The following is a 17,335-nucleotide window of genomic DNA, read 5'->3' on the forward strand; positions in this document are numbered from 1 at the left end:
TTCTGGGGAGGAATTCATTTGAAACTGAAGATTTGGATGCTCGCATTATGTTTCGTTATCGTATTGTCAGGATGTACATCCGGCGGAAACCCGTCGTCAGCCCCGTCAACGGGTACAGGCGAAGGAAAACCGGCCAAAGCTGCCAAGGATACGCTGGTCGTCGGACAGGATGTGGACGCCGGCACCCTGGATCCGCAGAAACAGGGTAAAATGCCCGACATGAATATTTTGATTAACATGTTCGATACGCTCGTAGCCCGGGACGAAAGCAACAAGCTCGCTCCTTCTCTGGCGACGGAATGGAAGGCGTTGGATGATACCACATGGGAGTTCAAGCTGCGGGAAGGCGTGAAGTTCCATAACGGCGAGGCGTTTAACGCCGACACTGTGAAATACAGTATCGACCGGCTGAACAACCCGGAGACCAAATCGCCTATCGTCGAGTTGAAAACGGTGAAAGAGGTTGTAGTTGTCGATGCCAAGACGGTCAAAATTATTACCAACGGGCCAGACCCGATTCTGCCTAATAAAATGACGCTGTTCGGCGGCGTGATGGTTCCTCCCGGCTATATTAAGGAAAAGGGCGATGAAAATTTTGCCAAAAATCCTGTAGGTACAGGCCCGTTTAAATTTGTATCGTGGCAAAAAGACAGCCAGGTTGCGATGGAAGCGAATGCCGATTATTGGCAGGGAGCGCCCAAGATGAAAAAGCTGACCTTCAAGATTATACCCAATGCGTCTAATATGTCGGCGGCGATCAGAGCCGGAGAAATTGACATAGCAGCGGGCATCAAACCCGATGTAGCTGTTCAACTGAAGGGTCAATCGGATGTGAAGGTTGTTTCGAGTCCGGGTATCCGCACATTCTATATTTCGCTGGACACGACAAAGGAAGGGCCGCTTGCCAAGAAAGAGGTTCGTCAAGCGCTTAACTACGGCGTCGATATCAATACGATTATTAAAACCGTGATGGACGGTCATGCAGAGCGGGCCGCTACCCTGGTACCGAAGCAAAATTTCGGATTCGATCCAGCTATAACGCCTTATGAGTACAATCCCGAAAAGGCCAAGCAATTGTTGGCTCAGGCAGGTTACCCGCAAGGATTCTCCATTGCGCTCGATGCCGATAATCTTGAAGTAAATAACGTTCAGGTCATCGCCGCACAGCTGGAAAAAATAGGCGTAAAGGTTCAGCTCAACCTGATGGACAGCAAAACATTGACGGCTAACATCGCTGCCAAGAAAGCGGCGCCGATGTATTTTATCGGCAACACCGGCTGGACTATGGACGCGATGAGCAACTTCCAATCTTATATTAAAAGCGACCGCCGTTATAACCGTTGGGTGAATGCGGAAGCGGACCGGTTGATCGATGAAGAAGAACAGACAATTGATTCGCAAAAGCGTCAAGCGACCTTTACCAAGCTGCAAACATTATTAAAAGAGGAAGCTCCGTTTATGTATCTGTATCAAATTAACGGCTTGTACGGCATGAGAACGAATGTCGAATGGCAGCCGAATCCGATCGGTTTGCTGTCGATGTACAAAGCAAGCTTGAAGTAATCAGGTTGTCTTGGGGGTGAGTTCCATTGCTATCATATGTATTGCGCCGTTGTTTCTACGCCGTATTTGTATTGTTCGGGGTAGCGACCGTCGTATTTTTCATCACTAGACTTACCGGGGACCCGTTATCGATTATGCTGCCGCCGGACGCTACGCCTGAGCAGGAGCAAGTGCTCAGGCGCGCGTTGGGCATGGACCGGTCGCTGATCGAGCAATACGGAGTTTACCTCATCAACCTGCTGCAGCTCGACCTGGGTGTTTCATTGCGGTATGACGAGCCTACGTTCCGTCTTATTCTTGAGCGGATGCCGGCAACGATTCAATTGGCGGGGGCGGCCATGATCTTTTCGCTCATCGTCGCCATACCCGCAGACATCATTGCGGCGATCAAACGCGGAAGCCTGATTGAGAAGGCGATTATGTCCTTCGTAGTATTGGTGCAATCCGTACCTGTCTTTTGGGTAGGAATGGTGATGGTATTATTATTTGCCGTAAATCTCAAATTATTCCCTACAGGAGGGATCGGCGGCTTCAACCATCTGCTTCTGCCGGCCGTTGCGCTTGGAACCCATCTTCTTGCCCTGGTAACCCGGCTGCTGCGGTCTTCGCTGATTGACGCCTTGAGCTCGGATTATGTACGTACCGCCAGATCCAAGGGATTGCCGTCGCGCGTGGTCATTGCCAAGCATGCTTTTCGCAACTGTCTGCTGCCGATAGTTACGATTGTCGGCCTGGAAATCGGCGCGCTTTTGGGCGGATCGGTCGTGACCGAAACCGTATTTGCTTGGCCGGGCGTCGGGCAGCTGTTGATTCAATCGATCTATAACCGCGATTATCCGCTGGTTCAGGGAGCTATCATCATACTTGCGGGCATTTTCGTTCTCGTAAATTTGCTTGTTGATATTTGCTATGTGTTTATCGATCCGCGCATCCAGTACAAATAGAGGGGGGACCTGCGATGAAAAAGTTGTGGAGCGGAAAAAAGGCGAACGGATACGCCGGATTTGCGATCTTTATTCTTGTCTTTTTTCTGATCATGGCGGTTGCTGCACCAAAGCTGGCCCCCCATGATCCGAATATGCAAAACTTGCTGCTGCGGTTCAAGCCGCCGTTCTGGCTCAGCGGCTCTGAGCCTGGTTATTGGCTCGGCGCTGACCATTTAGGACGGGATTTGCTTAGCCGCATCATTTATGGCAGCCAAATCTCCATGCTGGTAGGGATAGCCGCCATGTTCGTATCCGGGGTGCTCGGTACGATAATCGGTTTATTGTCCGGCTACTACAATGCGCTAGACCATGTCACGATGCGCATCGCCGACATTCAGCTCGCATTTCCGACCATATTGCTGGCGTTGGCGATTGTTGCGGTAATTGGCGGCGGCCTTAATAACTTGATTTTCGTATTGGGCATCACCGGTTGGGTTCCTTATGCCAGGGTTATTCGTTCCGAGGTGCTGAGCATACGGTCCAGCGACTTTGTAGTGGCCGCCCGGACGATTGGCGTCAGCGACTTCAGGCTGCTCTTCCGCCATATTCTCCCCAACATCGTTGCGCCGGTCGTTACGATCGCCACGTTTCAGGTGGCTTCAGCGATCATCGCCGAGTCCTCGCTCAGCTTTCTTGGACTGGGTGTTCCCGTCGATGTGCCCAGCTGGGGCAATATGTTGAATCAGGGACAGCTTTATATGGAATCCGCCTGGTGGATTTCCGTGTTTCCGGGAATATCCATTATGCTGATCGTGCTCGCCATTAATATTTTGGGCGATACATGGCGCGACGGGATGAATCCGAAGGCAAGAAAGCGGTAGGAGGTTGAAGAAAAGATGGCGTGGTCCTATGCAACACATTATTCATGCGATAATTGCGGCGAAGTTTATGATTTGAATCAGCCTCTAAATACATGTCCGCAATGCGGAGGCTTGCTGGAAATTCATTACGATTTAGACAAAATGAAGCTGGAGCTAAGGCCGGAGCAGTTCGCCGGGCGGGAGCCTTCGATGTGGCGTTGGCATGAATTTTATCCGCTGCGCAGCGCGTCCCATATGATTTCGCTCGGAGAGGGCGGCACGCCGCTGATCCCTTCCGTCTATGCGGGTCCGAAGCTTGGGCTCGACCGTCTTTACTTCAAAAATGATGCCTTGATGCCGACGGGCAGCTTCAAGGACAGGGGCTTCAGTCTTGCCGTGAGCTTTGCCAAGGAGCTGGGAATCACTCGCGGGCTGACGTACAGCTCCGGTAATGCAGGAGCTTCCTTTGCGGCCTACGCTAAGCGCGCAGGTATGCACGCCGCCGTACTTGTCGAATATTTAGCCAACCCGGTTAAAAAATCGATTATTGAATTATACGGTGCGGATACCGCCACATTGTATTTCGACAGTATGACGGAAATTACGGACATGCTGGAGCAGGCCGTAACCAATCTGGGCTTGTACCAGTTTGTAAACTTTATTAATCCGGTGCGTCATGAAGCGATGAAGGGTTATGCGTACGAAATCAGCCAGTTGATGGACTGGGCGGCGCCGGATGTCATGATTCATCCGGTCGGTACGGGCGGCGGAATTTGGGGAGCCTGGAAGGGCTTCCGTGAGCTGCAGCAGCTCGGCTGGATATCCTCGCTTCCCCGTATGGTTGCCGTACAACCAAGCGCTACGGCTCCGATTCCCCGGGCGTTCAGGCAGGGGCTCACTCGCGCGGAGCGCCACGGGGATACCTCCAAGACGATTGCGCAAAGCATTGCGGCGGACTCGCCGATTCAAGGAGGAACGAGGGTGCTGCGCGCCGTTTACGATTCGGGCGGATTCGCCGAGGAAGTGACGGACGAAGAAATTTTAGAGGCGATGCAGTGGCTGGGCAACGAAGGCATATGCGCCGAGCCCGCCTCCGCATCGACCGTAGCCGCCCTGAAGCGGGCGGTAGCGGAGGGCCGAATTCAAAGCGGCGAGTCCGTGGTTTGCGTAATTACCGGCAGCGGATTGAAGCAGCCTGGCGCCATTCAGCAGACGGTGACGGAATCGCCGCTAAGGCTGAATGCCAGCTATCCGGAGCTTCGCGAGCTGTTAAGCAAGCTTTGGGGATGATCCAGCGACCATAATGGGGAGATGATGTAGTGCAGCATGCGAGTCCTGTTATTACCGCATTAATGGAATGTATTTCGCGTCCGTCGCCGAACCCGCCGGGAGAAGTGGCCGTCGTGGCCGATTGGGTGGCCGGCTGGGCCGAAAAATTCGGCGCCGTTGTGGAAAGGCAGACGGTTGAACCGGGAAAGGACAACGTGATTGTGACCTTGGATTTCGGACCCGGACCTTGCCTTGTATTCAACACCCATATGGATGTGAATGACCCTGCCGGTCAAATTTGGTCCCACCCGCCCTTTCAACCGAGGCTGGAAGGGGGCAGGCTGTATGGGGTAGGCTCCTGCGACGCCAAAGGCAGTCTGGTTGCGATGCTGGCCGCCCTGGAGAAGGTGGCGGACAGACCGGCCGGGCTGCGGGGCAAGCTCGTGCTTACCGCTGTTATGGGTGAAGAGGCCGGCGGAATCGGCTCCTTGCATTTGGTTCAGCAAGGGCTTAAAGCCGACGGAGCCGTTGTCGGGGAGCCGACAGGGCTGGAGGTCGCGATTGCCCACAAGGGGACCTATATGAGAAAGCTGCGGTTCCGCGGAAAAGCCGCCCATTCGGGCCGTCCCGAGCTCGGAATCAATGCCATTGTGCATGCGGCCCGGTTTATAGTGGAATACGACAAATTAAACGAAAGCTTATCGCAGCATGCCCACCCGCAGCTTGGGCCGGCCAGCAGCGCCGTCACCATCATTAAGGGCGGCACGAGACAAAATACGATCCCGAATCAAACGGAAATGATCATCGACCGCAGGCTCATTCCGGGGCAGACCCATGAGGATGCCGACCGGGAGCTTGAGACCATCTTGACCGCGCTCAAGAAGGAGATTCCGGAATTGGAGATTGATCCCGTTGAAATCGTGGTGGCGACCATTCCTTCGGAAACCCGGGAAGCCGAAACGATTGTCGGCGTTGCTCTCGAGGCCGCCGGGCATGTGACAGGAATTCCACAGCAGCCGCAAGGCTTCAAGGCAGGCTGCGATATGAGCAAGCTGGTCACCATTGCCGGCATTCCTACAGTCGTCCTCGGTCCGGGCAATCTGGAGCAGGCCCATGCTCCGGATGAATTCGTCGACATTTCCCAAGTGGAGCAAGCCGTTCTCATTTATGAACGCATTGCCCGACAATTTTTAGGCAGGTGAGGCTTATGAGTCCAATCGTTGATTTTTTGCAGCGCTGCCGCGATCGCCGGGCGTTTTCCGGAGCTGCATACGCCTTCGGCACTTCCTCCGGCTTGAAGGAGCAGGGCATTGTCGGAACATTGGCGTGGGACGGAGAACCGGTACAAGCGGACAGCTTGTGGGATCTGGCGTCCGTTACAAAGCCGATTGCGATGCTTCCGCTGATGCTCCTGCTGGAGCAAGGGGAAGTGTGCCTCGATGACGGAATAGCAGCCTTTTTGCCCGACTATGCGGGAACGGATAAAGCCAATATTACGCTGCGGCAGCTGCTTACTCATTCAGGGGGGATCCCCGGCCAGCAGCCGCTTTACCAATCGGCCCATTCGAAAGAGACGTTATTGACAGCCGTAAGGAACTTGCCGTTGCGCTCCAAACCGGGAACGCGGGTGGAATATACGTCGCAAGGCTATATGATACTCGGGGAAATAATCGAAAAGGCGGCCGGAAAAAGTCTTGATACCGTTTTGCGCGAGCTGGTATTTGAACCGCTGGGCATGAAGGATACGATGTTCAACCCTCCGGCGGCCCTTGCATCCCGTGCTGCGGCGACCGAATATTGCCCGTGGCGGGGCAGACTTGTTCGGGGGGAGGTGCATGACGAAAATGCCGTTGTATTGGGCGGAGTGGCCGGTCATGCCGGACTGTTCAGTACGGCGTCGGACATGGCGCTGCTTTGTCGAGAGCTGCTGCGCTGCGGACAAATAGGGAACGGTCGTTTGCTGCAGCACAGCACTTTGCGCCTTATGTCCCGCAACCATACTTCCTCGTTGAATTTAGCCAGAGGACTTGGCTGGCAAGCCAAGGATGCGGACGACTCTCCGGCGGGCGACCTGTTCTCGGCGTCGTCGTACGGACATACGGGCTTTACGGGAACCAGCATCTGGATGGATCCTGAAAAGGATATATTTGCGGTGCTTCTGACTAACCGCGTACACCCGGTACGATCCAATATGGCTATTAAGAGAATCCGATCCATTTACCACAATTTGGTTGTATTATGTATGGAGAAGCCGGAATCCAGATAGGAGAACCGCATGCGGATAACAGAAGTAGAGACGAAACGAATCAGCGTGCCGCTGAAAAAGCCGTTTAAAACCGCGTTACGGACTGTGCATACTGCGGAGACGGTGCTTGTGAAAATCAGTTCGGATTGCGGGCGCGCCGGATGGGGAGAAGCGCCCCCAACCGCTGCCATAACGGGGGAAAGCTTGCAGAGCATCGAAGCGTTCATCACAGCTGTGAAACCAAAGCTAATCGGGGAAAGCTTGCTGCAATATGAACGCGTATTTCATCTGCTGAACCGTTCCGCTGTAGGTAACAGCAGCGGCAAAGCCGCTGTCGATATGGCCTTGTACGATCTGATCGCTCAGCAATGCGGCCTCCCCTTGTATCAATTGCTTGGGGGATACCGGAATGAAATCGAAACCGACTATACCGTAAGCGTCAACACCCCGGAGGAAATGGGGGAGGACGCAGCCGAATATGTCAGCAGCGGCTTTACGGTGTTGAAAATAAAGGTTGGTATTGACGATGCTTCCAAGGATCTGGAACGGGTGCGTGAAATTCGCAGCCGGGTCGGCAGCGGTATCAAATTGAGGCTGGACGCCAATCAGGGTTGGGAAACGAAAACGGCGATTAGTACGATCCGCGCCATGGAGGATGCAGGATTGGATATCGAGCTGGTGGAGCAGCCGGTGCGAGCCGGGGATATTGCCGGGCTCAAGCAGGTCACGGATGCTGTTGATACTTTGATCATGGCGGACGAGGGCGTGTTTTCTCCATCCGATGCCTTCGAGGTGCTCAAGCAGCGCGCTGCGGATTTGATCAATATCAAGCTGATGAAAGCGGGCGGCATTTACCACGCTGACACCATCTGCCGTATGGCGGACTTTTGCGGAATGGAATGCATGGTCGGCAGCATGATTGAAACGCGTGTCGGCATAACGGCTGCGGCCCATTTCGCTGCAGGCAAAAGAAATATTACCCGCATTGATCTGGACGCTCCGCTCATGATGGCAAAAGACGTTGTGGATGGCGGAGCCGTGTACGACGGGAAAATCATCAGGCTTCCGGATTCACCGGGTCTTGGGATTACCGATGTTTTATCGGAATGACTTCATTCGCAAGGACATAACTATCAAATTAACGGTTCAATTGCTTATTAGCACCGTTAACATTCCAGGGAGGCTATCAAATGAGTAAAATTGCACAACGATTGAATGATTTAGGAATCGAACTGCCGGTTCCCGGCGCGCCGGCCGCTATGTACATCCCGGCAGTTACGGTTAATAATTTAGTATACACATCGGGCAATGATTGCCGGATTCAAGGAAAGCTGATGTATGAAGGAAAGCTGGGCAAGGATCTTACGATTGAACAAGGGCAGCAAGCCGCCAGACAGACCATGATCAATCTGCTTGGCGTGCTGCAGGCGCATCTGGGCGATTTGGATCGGATAGAAAAAATTGTGAAGCTGCTCGCCTTTGTAAACAGCGCTGAAGGTTTTGCCGATCAGCCTTATGTCATTAACGGAGCTTCCCAACTGCTGGAAGAAGTATTCGGCGAAGCGGGCAAACATGCCCGTTCGGCTATCGGGACATCGGAGCTGCCTTTTAACACGCCGGTTGAAATCGAAATGATCGTTCAACTGAAATCTGTCTAAAATCTGCGCTGCTGCAAATCGGGAGGTTTACTTATGATCATCGGCGTCCCTAAGGAAATTAAAAACAATGAGAACCGCGTTTCCTTGACACCTGCTAACGTCGAAGCGTTGCATAGCCACGGACACACGGTTTACATCGAGAAATCTGCGGGACTGAGCAGCGGGTTTCATGATGATGAATATGCAGCCCAAGGAGCTATTATTTCAGATACGGCTGAAGAGGTATGGGCCAAAGCCGATATGGTTATGAAAGTAAAGGAGCCGCTGCCGGAGGAGTATGCTTTTTTTCGGGAGGGATTGATCCTTTTTACTTATTTGCATCTCGCTCCTGTGCCGGAATTGACCGCAGCACTCGTCAAGCGGGGCATGATTGCGATTGCTTATGAAACGATTCAAACGGACGATCGCGCATTGCCTTTACTGATCCCTATGAGTGAAGTGGCGGGCCGCATGTCCGTTCAAATAGGAGCACAATTACTTGAAAAGCCGTATGGAGGGAAAGGGGTTTTGCTGAGCGGAGTTCCGGGGGTACAGCCGGCGGAAGTCGTAATTATCGGCGGGGGCATTGTCGGAACAAACGCCGCGAAGATGGCGGTGGGAGCAGGGGCCCGTGTGACACTGCTTGATGTGAACGCCGATCGTCTGCGGTATTTGGACGATATTTTCGGCAGCCGGATCACTACGATGATTTCCGCCCCCTATCACATCGAGCAAGCGGTCCGCAAGGCCGACCTGCTGATTGGTGCCGTTTTGATTCCGGGTGCGCGGGCGCCCAAGCTCGTCAAGGCGGATATGGTCAAGCAAATGTCCATGGGTTCCGTTATTGTTGATGTGGCGGTTGACCAGGGAGGCTCTATCGAAACGATCGACAGGGTAACGACGCATTCCGATCCGGTTTACGTCAAGCACGGTGTACTCCACTATGCTGTAGCGAACATGCCCGGCGCCGTAGCGAGAACGTCCACGCTTGCTTTGACGAATGCGACATCGCCTTATGCGCTGCAAATCGCCAGCCTGGGAATCCGGGAGGCGGTTGCGCGCAATAAAGCGTTGTCCCGCGGAGTGAACATAGCGGGCGGTTTCGTTACTTATGAAGCTGTCGCCAGGGAACAGAACTATCCTTACGTAGATGTAAATCAAGCTTTGTCCGTCGGGGCATGACACCCGTAACCGGGATAAGCGAAGCAACGCGATCGGATCGCGCGGCTTCGCTTGTTTTTTAAAATAGGGTAGGTGACCCGATTCATCATTCGGCACGCCGCAGTGACAGGGGATTGCCGTTTTCAAGCAAGCTCTTTAAGCCGCTGAGAATGACCGGCCAGCCGTTGTTGATGCCGTCGTTACTAATGCCGTTAAAGCCCGTATGCTCACTGCGGAAATCCGTCGGCAGCAGCTCCTCGTGCTTAAGCGACAGCTTGACAATCGAGTCCATCGGCAGCAGCTCAAAGGTCACCTTCGTCGATTGTTCGCGAACCGTCCGGTCTTCCGCCCATTGAAATGTATAGGAAAGAAGCTGATGCGGGCGGCTCTTCAATACGACGCCTTGTGCGGCGACCGTTCCATTCTCAATCCTGAAGGTTACAGGCGAGCCTTCATTCCAGTCGGACTGAATTTTCCTTCCGAACCAATATTTTTCCGTAAATTCGCCATTCGTCAGAGCTTCCCAAAGCTTTTCCGGCGTCGTTGCAATGTAGGTGACATATACAAAGGTTGAATTATTCATCGGCGTTCTCCAGTTTGTTTTTCAATTCGCTCAAAGCCTCCATGCGATGAAGTTCGTATTTCCGAATCAGCGATCATAGATGTCGCCGATCGGAGCGGCATTCAGGTAATGCAGTTTATTTCGTCAGTGCCATTCGATCGCGATTAAATTCGCCTCCTCCAATATGATCAGGTGATTGGCTGTGAATATATTATATGCAACCATTTGGATGCATGTCAAGCGCTAAATCGATTGCGAAGTTCCGATATGTCCATTGTGCTGGGCCATGGTTATCAAATCTGATGGGTCAAACTAAAACAAAACGCCCCGATTCCATTTGTAAAACGGAGCGGGACGTGTTGAGTCATATATTTTGTTTATGTTGATTACAGATGAAATCAGACTCGTAAAAATTGCATTTTATGGAAAAAAATAATAATATTTGTATGATCTTTTTTGGGCCCACGATTAAAATATAATACTATAACGGAAAGAAAAAGTTTTGACCTATTGCGGCGAAATCGCTCCTTTTTTGCAAAATATTCGGTAATGGCGGAGGGCCGGCATTGGCTTGCCGAAACCCCTTATCCCTGTGGTTTTGACGCTCCGGCGACGAAATTGACCGCTCCAAACAGCCCGTCCCGTATTGACATCATTAGGCAGGAGTGTTATAAAATTAGGTGTTGGCACTCTAGCTGATTGAGTGCTAAAAGTCCGACGAATAAATTGCGAAGCCGGCAGTTATTCACCGGACTTCTAAAGCTCGAAAACCAAAAGGAGGAGTACCCTTGGCCAAGAAGCAGTTTAAAGCCGAATCCAAACGATTATTGGAAATGATGATCAACTCCATTTATACGCAGAGGGAAATTTTCCTTCGGGAGCTGATTTCCAATGCAAGCGATGCGATCGATAAAATTTATTACAAAGCGCTTACGGATGAAAATCTCGTTTTCGACAATGACAGCTACTTCATTAAAGTGACTGCCGATAAATCGAGTCGGCTGCTGAAGATCCGGGATACCGGGATCGGTATGACGAAAGACGAGCTTGAGAACAACCTCGGCATCATCGCCAAGAGCGGGTCGCTGGCTTTCAAGAAGGAGAACGAAGCGAAGGACGGACACGATATCATCGGTCAATTCGGCGTCGGCTTCTACTCGGCTTTCATGGTTGCGGACGTAGTGACTGTTGTCAGCAAGGCGATCGGCAGCGACGTCGCGTACAAGTGGGAGTCTACGGGCGCGGACGGGTATACGATCGAGGAATGCGAGAAGGATTCGGTCGGCACCGAAATTACGCTCCAGATCAAGGAGAATACGGAAGACGATAATTACGACGAGTTTCTGAGCGAATATCGGCTTAAAGCGATCATCAAGAAATATTCCGATTTCATCCGTTATCCGATCAAGATGGACATTACCGGCAGCAGACCGAAAGCGGATAGCGAGAATGAATTCGAGGACTATATCGAAGAGCAAACCGTTAACAGCATGATTCCGATCTGGAAAAAGAGCAGAAGCGAGCTCAAGCCGGAAGATTACGACAACTTCTACGCCGAGAAGCATTACGGCTTCGACAAGCCGATCAAGCATATTCATATCAGCGCCGAAGGCGCTGTACGATATAATGCCATTCTGTTCATTCCGGAGAACATTCCTTTCAACTACTATTCGAAGGAATTCGAGAAGGGGCTGGAGCTGTATTCGAACGGCGTGCTCATTATGAACAAATGCGCCGACCTGCTTCCCGATTACTACAGCTTCGTCAAGGGCATGGTCGATTCCGAGGATTTATCTCTCAACATTTCGCGCGAGATGCTGCAACACGACCGCCAGCTGAAGCTGATTGCAAAAAATATCAAGAGCAAGATCAAGAGCCAGCTGCAAAGCATGCTGAAGGATGAACGGGAGAAGTACGAGCAATTCTATACGTCGTTCGGCAGACAATTGAAGTACGGTCTTTACAGCGAATACGGCAGCCATAAGGATGAGCTGCAGGACTTGCTCCTGTTTTATTCTTCCAAGCAGAAAAAGCTCGTATCGTTGGACGAATACGTCTCTGCCATGCCGGAAGATCAGAAATATATATATTATGCGGCAGGCGAGTCTAACGAGCGCATTGAGAAGCTTCCGCAAACGGAGCTTGTCGCCGACAAAGGCTACGAAATTTTGTACTTCACCGACGATATCGACGAATTTGCGATCAAGATGCTGATGTCGTACAAGGAGAAGGAGTTCAAATCCGTATCGAGCGGCGATCTCGGCATCGAGGCGGACGACAGCCGCGACAAGACGGAAGACGGGCAGGACGACAGCAAGGAGCTGTTCGAGCACATGAACGGCCTGTTGGCGGGCAAGGTCAAGCAAGTCAAGGCGTCGAAGCGATTGAAGTCGCATCCCGTATGCTTCTCGACGGATGGCGAGGTGACGATCGAGATGGAAAAAATATTGAAATCGATGCCGAACAATCCCGACGTGAAAGCGGACAAGGTGCTGGAAATCAACGTCAACCATCCGGTGTTCCAATCGTTGAAGGACGCTTACGACAAGGACAAGGAGAAGCTTGGCTTGTACACGGCGCTGCTGTATAACCAGGCCCTGCTGATCGAAGGCTTGCCGATTCAGGATCCGGTCGAGTTTACGAACGATATTTGCAAAATTATGGTGTAGTCTTCATACCGCGCTGCAAATTAAAGTCCCTTGAAAGGGGCTTTTTTTTGTAATCGGACCGGATGCGCTTGAAATTGTCGCGGCGGCAGTTCCCGATCCGTGCCGCGCAACGGAATCCCTCTTTTAAAGGGAAAATAAAAATGTTACAATGCATACATTGGAATGTAATAAAAATTACAACAAAATGGAGCCGGTGCATGGACAATCCCAATCCCATCCTTCAATTAAAAAATAAAATTTCGGAGTTAACAGCAACACAGCGCAAGGTTGCGGACTACATTATTAAAAATCCGGTTGATGTCGCTTTTCTGACGGTGGATCAGCTCGCTGGAATAGTCGGAACGAGCACGACGACAATCATGAGACTAACATTCAGTCTGGGATATTCCGGTTATACCGAATTTCAAAGAGGGCTTCAAGAAATTTTGAAAAATCGGGCGGACCCGAATACCCGGCTGGCGGCCAATTTAAAAGATACAAACAGAAGCGACCTATGGATCCGCTGCGCCGAAAATCATATTAATAACATTCAATCGACTGTAGAGATGGTTTCCGGGGAAACTTTGAGCAAGGTGTTAGACATGATCGTTTCGGCAGATCGGATATATTGTACCGGGGTAAGAAGCGGTTTGCCGATCGCGCAGTGCTTAACCTACGGGCTGAACCGACTTCTTGGCAACTGCGATTTGGTTCATGCGGACCATTTTGAATGGACGGAAAGAGTACATAATTATACTTCTTCGGATCTGGTAATTGCCACTTCTTTCCCCAGATATGCGAGAAAGGTATTCGAATATGTAAAAATGGCGAGAGAAAATAACGCGCAGGTTATATCGATTACAGACAGCTACTCATCCCCTCTGGCCAAATATTCGGATTTCATCTTGCCTTGTAATGTGGGCAGCGTAGCATTTCATAATTCGGTGATCGCCCCGATGTTTGTCGCCGACTATATTATAAGTGCGGTAGCAATCAAAGTTCCTGAGAAAACGAAGCAGCGTCTGAATAAGCTGGATTCGATTCTTAAGGAAACGAATTATCATTTAACTTAAAAGTCTGTTAGGATTTATTGAATTTAGCCGGTTGTAAAAGCATGTCAAGAAATAAAGGTCCGATGCTTCGTTGCGTCGGGCTATTTTTTTGTTTAGAAAATTATGCGCAGCATATTTCCATGCATAATCGGGGGCTCCCCCAAAAGTAAGGTCAAGAGTTGCTTGCACTCTTGACGAAACCCGGTGGATACGGGTTAGCGGAATTCGCTTCAGGGCTTCACTTCACTACCCTAAAAATGTCAGATCCGCCAAACGTTTCACAGCTTACGGACTCCAGAGTCGCTATTTGAGCCCAAATGCACCATTTTCCAATTTAACGGACTGAGGAGTCGCTATTTCGCTAGAATTGAGGCCGATCGGCAGCTGGCAAAGCAAATAAGGTCACTGTAGTCCGTTAGATTTCAGAATTGGCGAAATCGAAGCAAATAACGTCCGCTCAGTCCCTTAGCCCGGCGATGCAACGAGCAGCAAGTCTGTAGAGGCGATCCACTCCTAATCCCCCATTTTCATCATCAATGGTGCCGCACAGCGGCATGGATGGCTTTTGGGGGACTTTGTACCTTGTCATTGTTTTGTTCCATCAGACCATTTGAAAAAAAGGGTTTACATCAAAAAAAATCAGTGTTACTATACGAAATGTAGAAGTAATAAATATTACTATTGAACATCGATGTTGTTATATTTACTACTTTTAATAATAAGACAGGAAGTTGGGGAAACATTAATGACTAGTTTGTACTTCGGGGCTAACCCACCATTGTTGTCTGAAGACATAATTGAACGGGCCAAACGGCTTAACACAACATTGCTTAGTGATGTAATGGGCTGCACCGGTGCAATGGACTATGAGATCAAGCCTGTCGCATCCGGAATGAAGGTGTTCGGAACCGCGATGACCGTCAGCTTAAGACCCGGCGATAACCTATTTCTTCATAAGGCGATCAGCATGGGGCAAAAAGGTTATGTATTAGTCGCCGATGGAAAGGGTCATGTTGCAAACGCTTACCTGGGCGAGCTGATGGCTGAAGCCGCAAAGACGTTAGGGCTGGAAGGTATTGTTATAGATGGGGCTGCACGCGATCGCCAGGCTCTCTGCGAACTGAATCTCCCGATTTTTTGCAAAGGCTTCATTCCTAACGGTCCGCATAAGGATGGTCCGGGTACGCTGAATACGCCGGTCTCCTGCGGTGGCGTTTCCGTACAACCGGGAGATCTTGTCGTCGGCGACGACGATGGCGTCGTTGTCGTACCGAGAGGCATAATCGAAGAAGTGTTCAGCTTAGCCGAGAAAAAAGCGGATTATGAGGAGCAACGCAAGCAAGCGATTCGAAGCGGTAATGTCGAGCCTGCGTGGCTTAAAACGAAGATGGAGCTTTTTGGCTTGTAGTGCGACAACACTGAAATGAAATGGCATATTAGAAAGGATAAATGATGATGCAACTTGGATTTATCGGATTTGGAGAAGCTGCTTTTGAAATGTCGTCAGGATTAAAAGAGCAAGGTTTTGGAAAAATATTTGCATATGACCCGTTATGGAATCATCCTACATTCGGCTTGCTCGTAAAAGAAAGGGCGCATAAGGCGGGGGTAGAGCTGAAGACCGAAGCGGAGGGCGTCTTGGATCAAGCAGACATTCTTATTGTCGCCGTACCTGCCAACAAAGCGTATGAAGTGAGCGGCACATTAAAACCTTATTTAAAAAAGGGATGTATCTATGTTGATGTATCCGCTTCAAATCCTGATGTGAAACGCAGAATAAGCGATAATATCAAAGGGAAGGAAGTGCCCTTTGTGGACGCCGCCATGATGGGGCCTTTGCCCGTTTATAAGCATACAGTTCCCATCCTCGCAAGTGGCGACGGCACAGACGCTTTGACCCGGCATATGTCACCTTACGGAATGGCGATCAGTAAAGTGAGTGAAAATCCCGGAGACGCTTCCGCGGTAAAATTGATCCGCAGCATTTACATGAAAGGCACCGCGGCTCTTCTGATCGAACTGCTGGAGGCCGCTCACCGCTTTCAAGTCGAAGATTTGGTGATCGGCTCGATCAGCGAAACGATGGACGGCAAAAGCTTTGAGCAAAGCATGAACCGGCTGGTGACAGGAACCTCGATCCATGCCGTAAGAAGAGCGGCCGAGTTGGAAGGCTCCATTGAGATGCTGGAGGCCGCCCAACTGGATTCGCTGATGTCGCAAGCGGCCAGGGACAAGCTGCGCTTGCTTTCCACTTATAACTTGAAGGAAAAATTCCAAGGGAAAACGCCGGCGAAATGGCTGGAAGTTATTACGGCTATACAGCAATAACGATAGTGGCACTTATATATGAGAGGGGTATTGTATATGAAAAAAATAGTTGCGTTCACGGCGGTTTGCGTATTGGCATTAGGAACTTTGATAGGCTGTACCGCGAAATCTCCGGTCGCCTCCAAAAAGGACGGTGAACCGGCAGGAGCAGCTCAAGCAAGCGCGTCGCAGCCGGATTATCCGAAAAAACCGATTACGCTGATCGTTTCGTTTGCGGCGGGCGGCGGCACAGACCTCGGTGCCCGTTTGTTGACGCCTATATTGGAAAAGGAACTAGGGGTTCCCGTCGTTGTTGAAAATAAACCCGGCGGAGGCGGCTGGATCGGTTATTCCGAGCTGCTGGGCGCCAAGCCTGACGGATATACGCTTGCGTACGTAAATACGCCGGGTCTCATTACCGGTTATGTCAATCCGACGGCGAAACGTAAAGAAAATCTGGACAGCTTCGATTTTATTATTAACCACGTTCTTGACGCGGGCGTTATTGCCGTTCGCGCGGACGACAAACGGTTCGCCGATATTAAAGATCTGGTTGAATACGCTAAGAAAAACGAGCTTTCCGCAAGCAGCAACGGCGTCGGCTCCGGCAATCATTTTGCTTCCCTGCAAATGAACAAGCAGCTCGGAACCAAATTGAGAGCGGTTCAATTCGGCGGCACGGCTGAAGCATTGACAAGCGTACTTGGCAGTCACGTGGATGTGCTCATGGCAAAAGTCGGTGAAGTAGTCGAACCAATGAAGGAAGGCCAGTTGAAGGTGCTCGCGGTCATGATGCCGAATCGCGTACCGCAGCTGCCGGATGTGCCTACATTAAAAGAAGCGGTCGGAACGAATATTGACAACTACTCCATTCGCGGTATCGCCGGCCCGAAAGGCATGGATCCGCAAATCGTCGCAAAGCTTCAGGGAGCATTTGAAAAAGCAATGAAAAATCCGGAGCATGCCAAGAAAATGAGCGATATGGGATTGAATATCGATACGACCAAAGGCGCAGACTTTAAGCAAATGCTGAAAAAAGAAGAAACCAGTGTTAACGAATTGAAAAGCTTGCTCGGCTGGTAAGACGACGGATGCAATTTATATT

15 protein-coding genes are annotated in these 17,335 nt (G+C 50.9%); 14 read left to right on the top strand and 1 reads right to left on the bottom strand.

What is annotated here, in order from left to right:
* Positions 1-18: 18 nt before the first annotated feature.
* The 9 genes from E1757_RS22755 to ald all read left to right on the top strand — a co-directional run bounded on the left by E1757_RS22755 (position 19) and on the right by ald (position 9,682).
* On the top strand, positions 19-1,563 hold the full coding sequence (locus tag E1757_RS22755; RefSeq protein WP_133232417.1) for an ABC transporter substrate-binding protein: 1,545 nt from the start codon (positions 19-21) through the stop codon (positions 1,561-1,563).
* Between the two features lie 26 nt (positions 1,564-1,589).
* The gene (locus tag E1757_RS22760; protein WP_220446526.1) at positions 1,590-2,507 is read left to right on the top strand and encodes an ABC transporter permease; all 918 of its coding nucleotides are present in this window, start codon (positions 1,590-1,592) and stop codon (positions 2,505-2,507) included.
* A 14-nt stretch (positions 2,508-2,521) separates the two neighbouring features.
* Positions 2,522-3,370, top strand: coding sequence for an ABC transporter permease (locus E1757_RS22765; protein WP_133232419.1), 849 nt, complete (start codon positions 2,522-2,524; stop codon positions 3,368-3,370).
* Between the two features lie 15 nt (positions 3,371-3,385).
* On the top strand, positions 3,386-4,639 hold the full coding sequence (locus E1757_RS22770; protein WP_133232421.1) for a threonine synthase: 1,254 nt from the start codon (positions 3,386-3,388) through the stop codon (positions 4,637-4,639).
* 29 nt (positions 4,640-4,668) lie between these two features.
* The gene (locus E1757_RS22775) at positions 4,669-5,820 is read left to right on the top strand and encodes a M20 family metallopeptidase (RefSeq protein ID WP_133232423.1); all 1,152 of its coding nucleotides are present in this window, start codon (positions 4,669-4,671) and stop codon (positions 5,818-5,820) included.
* Between the two features lie 5 nt (positions 5,821-5,825).
* Positions 5,826-6,884: a serine hydrolase domain-containing protein gene (locus tag E1757_RS22780; protein WP_133232425.1), complete on the top strand. Its 1,059-nt coding sequence runs from the start codon at positions 5,826-5,828 to the stop codon at positions 6,882-6,884.
* Between the two features lie 9 nt (positions 6,885-6,893).
* Positions 6,894-7,973: a dipeptide epimerase gene (locus E1757_RS22785; protein WP_133232427.1), complete on the top strand. Its 1,080-nt coding sequence runs from the start codon at positions 6,894-6,896 to the stop codon at positions 7,971-7,973.
* 80 nt (positions 7,974-8,053) lie between these two features.
* The gene (locus E1757_RS22790; protein ID WP_133232429.1) at positions 8,054-8,521 is read left to right on the top strand and encodes a RidA family protein; all 468 of its coding nucleotides are present in this window, start codon (positions 8,054-8,056) and stop codon (positions 8,519-8,521) included.
* A gap of 33 nt (positions 8,522-8,554) precedes the next feature.
* Positions 8,555-9,682, top strand: a complete 1,128-nt coding sequence (gene ald / locus E1757_RS22795; RefSeq protein WP_133232431.1) for an alanine dehydrogenase — start codon at positions 8,555-8,557, stop codon at positions 9,680-9,682.
* An 85-nt stretch (positions 9,683-9,767) separates the two neighbouring features.
* On the opposite strand, the gene E1757_RS22800 is transcribed toward ald, so the two are convergent.
* Positions 9,768-10,244 (bottom strand): SRPBCC family protein, encoded by a 477-nt coding sequence (locus E1757_RS22800; protein ID WP_133232433.1) that lies wholly within the window; start codon positions 10,242-10,244, stop codon positions 9,768-9,770.
* 767 nt (positions 10,245-11,011) lie between these two features.
* Here E1757_RS22800 and htpG point away from each other — a divergent pair.
* From htpG to E1757_RS22825, 5 genes are all read left to right on the top strand, one after another.
* The gene (gene htpG / locus E1757_RS22805) at positions 11,012-12,892 is read left to right on the top strand and encodes a molecular chaperone HtpG (protein ID WP_133232435.1); all 1,881 of its coding nucleotides are present in this window, start codon (positions 11,012-11,014) and stop codon (positions 12,890-12,892) included.
* Positions 12,893-13,089: 197 nt separating this feature from the next.
* Positions 13,090-13,944 carry a MurR/RpiR family transcriptional regulator gene (locus tag E1757_RS22810; protein WP_133232437.1) on the top strand — a complete coding sequence of 285 codons (855 nt, stop codon included), beginning with the start codon at positions 13,090-13,092 and terminating at the stop codon, positions 13,942-13,944.
* A 760-nt stretch (positions 13,945-14,704) separates the two neighbouring features.
* Positions 14,705-15,331 (top strand): RraA family protein, encoded by a 627-nt coding sequence (locus E1757_RS22815; RefSeq protein WP_246079410.1) that lies wholly within the window; start codon positions 14,705-14,707, stop codon positions 15,329-15,331.
* 47 nt (positions 15,332-15,378) lie between these two features.
* A complete protein-coding gene (locus tag E1757_RS22820) occupies positions 15,379-16,251 on the top strand; it encodes a prephenate dehydrogenase/arogenate dehydrogenase family protein (protein WP_133232599.1) in 873 nt (290 codons plus the stop codon).
* Positions 16,252-16,287: 36 nt separating this feature from the next.
* Positions 16,288-17,313, top strand: coding sequence for a tripartite tricarboxylate transporter substrate binding protein (locus E1757_RS22825; RefSeq protein ID WP_165972243.1), 1,026 nt, complete (start codon positions 16,288-16,290; stop codon positions 17,311-17,313).
* Positions 17,314-17,335: the final 22 nt, after the last annotated feature.

The sequence above is a fragment of the Paenibacillus piri genome, from assembly GCF_004354045.1.
In the GTDB taxonomy this organism is placed as follows: domain Bacteria; phylum Bacillota; class Bacilli; order Paenibacillales; family NBRC-103111; genus Paenibacillus_S; species Paenibacillus_S piri.

Bases quoted from the DNA above. Each gene is read 5' to 3' on its own strand.
- E1757_RS22765 (WP_133232419.1), top strand. From the start codon at position 2,522: ATGAAAAAGTTGTGGAGCGGAAAAAAGGCGAACGGATACGCCGGATTT.
- E1757_RS22770 (WP_133232421.1), top strand. From the start codon at position 3,386: ATGGCGTGGTCCTATGCAACACATTATTCATGCGATAATTGCGGCGAA.
- E1757_RS22780 (WP_133232425.1), top strand. From the start codon at position 5,826: ATGAGTCCAATCGTTGATTTTTTGCAGCGCTGCCGCGATCGCCGGGCG.
- E1757_RS22785 (WP_133232427.1), top strand. From the start codon at position 6,894: ATGCGGATAACAGAAGTAGAGACGAAACGAATCAGCGTGCCGCTGAAA.
- E1757_RS22790 (WP_133232429.1), top strand. From the start codon at position 8,054: ATGAGTAAAATTGCACAACGATTGAATGATTTAGGAATCGAACTGCCG.
- ald (WP_133232431.1), top strand. From the start codon at position 8,555: ATGATCATCGGCGTCCCTAAGGAAATTAAAAACAATGAGAACCGCGTT.
- E1757_RS22800 (WP_133232433.1), bottom strand. From the start codon at position 10,244: ATGAATAATTCAACCTTTGTATATGTCACCTACATTGCAACGACGCCG.
- E1757_RS22810 (WP_133232437.1), top strand. From the start codon at position 13,090: ATGGACAATCCCAATCCCATCCTTCAATTAAAAAATAAAATTTCGGAG.
- E1757_RS22820 (WP_133232599.1), top strand. From the start codon at position 15,379: ATGCAACTTGGATTTATCGGATTTGGAGAAGCTGCTTTTGAAATGTCG.
- E1757_RS22825 (WP_165972243.1), top strand. From the start codon at position 16,288: ATGAAAAAAATAGTTGCGTTCACGGCGGTTTGCGTATTGGCATTAGGA.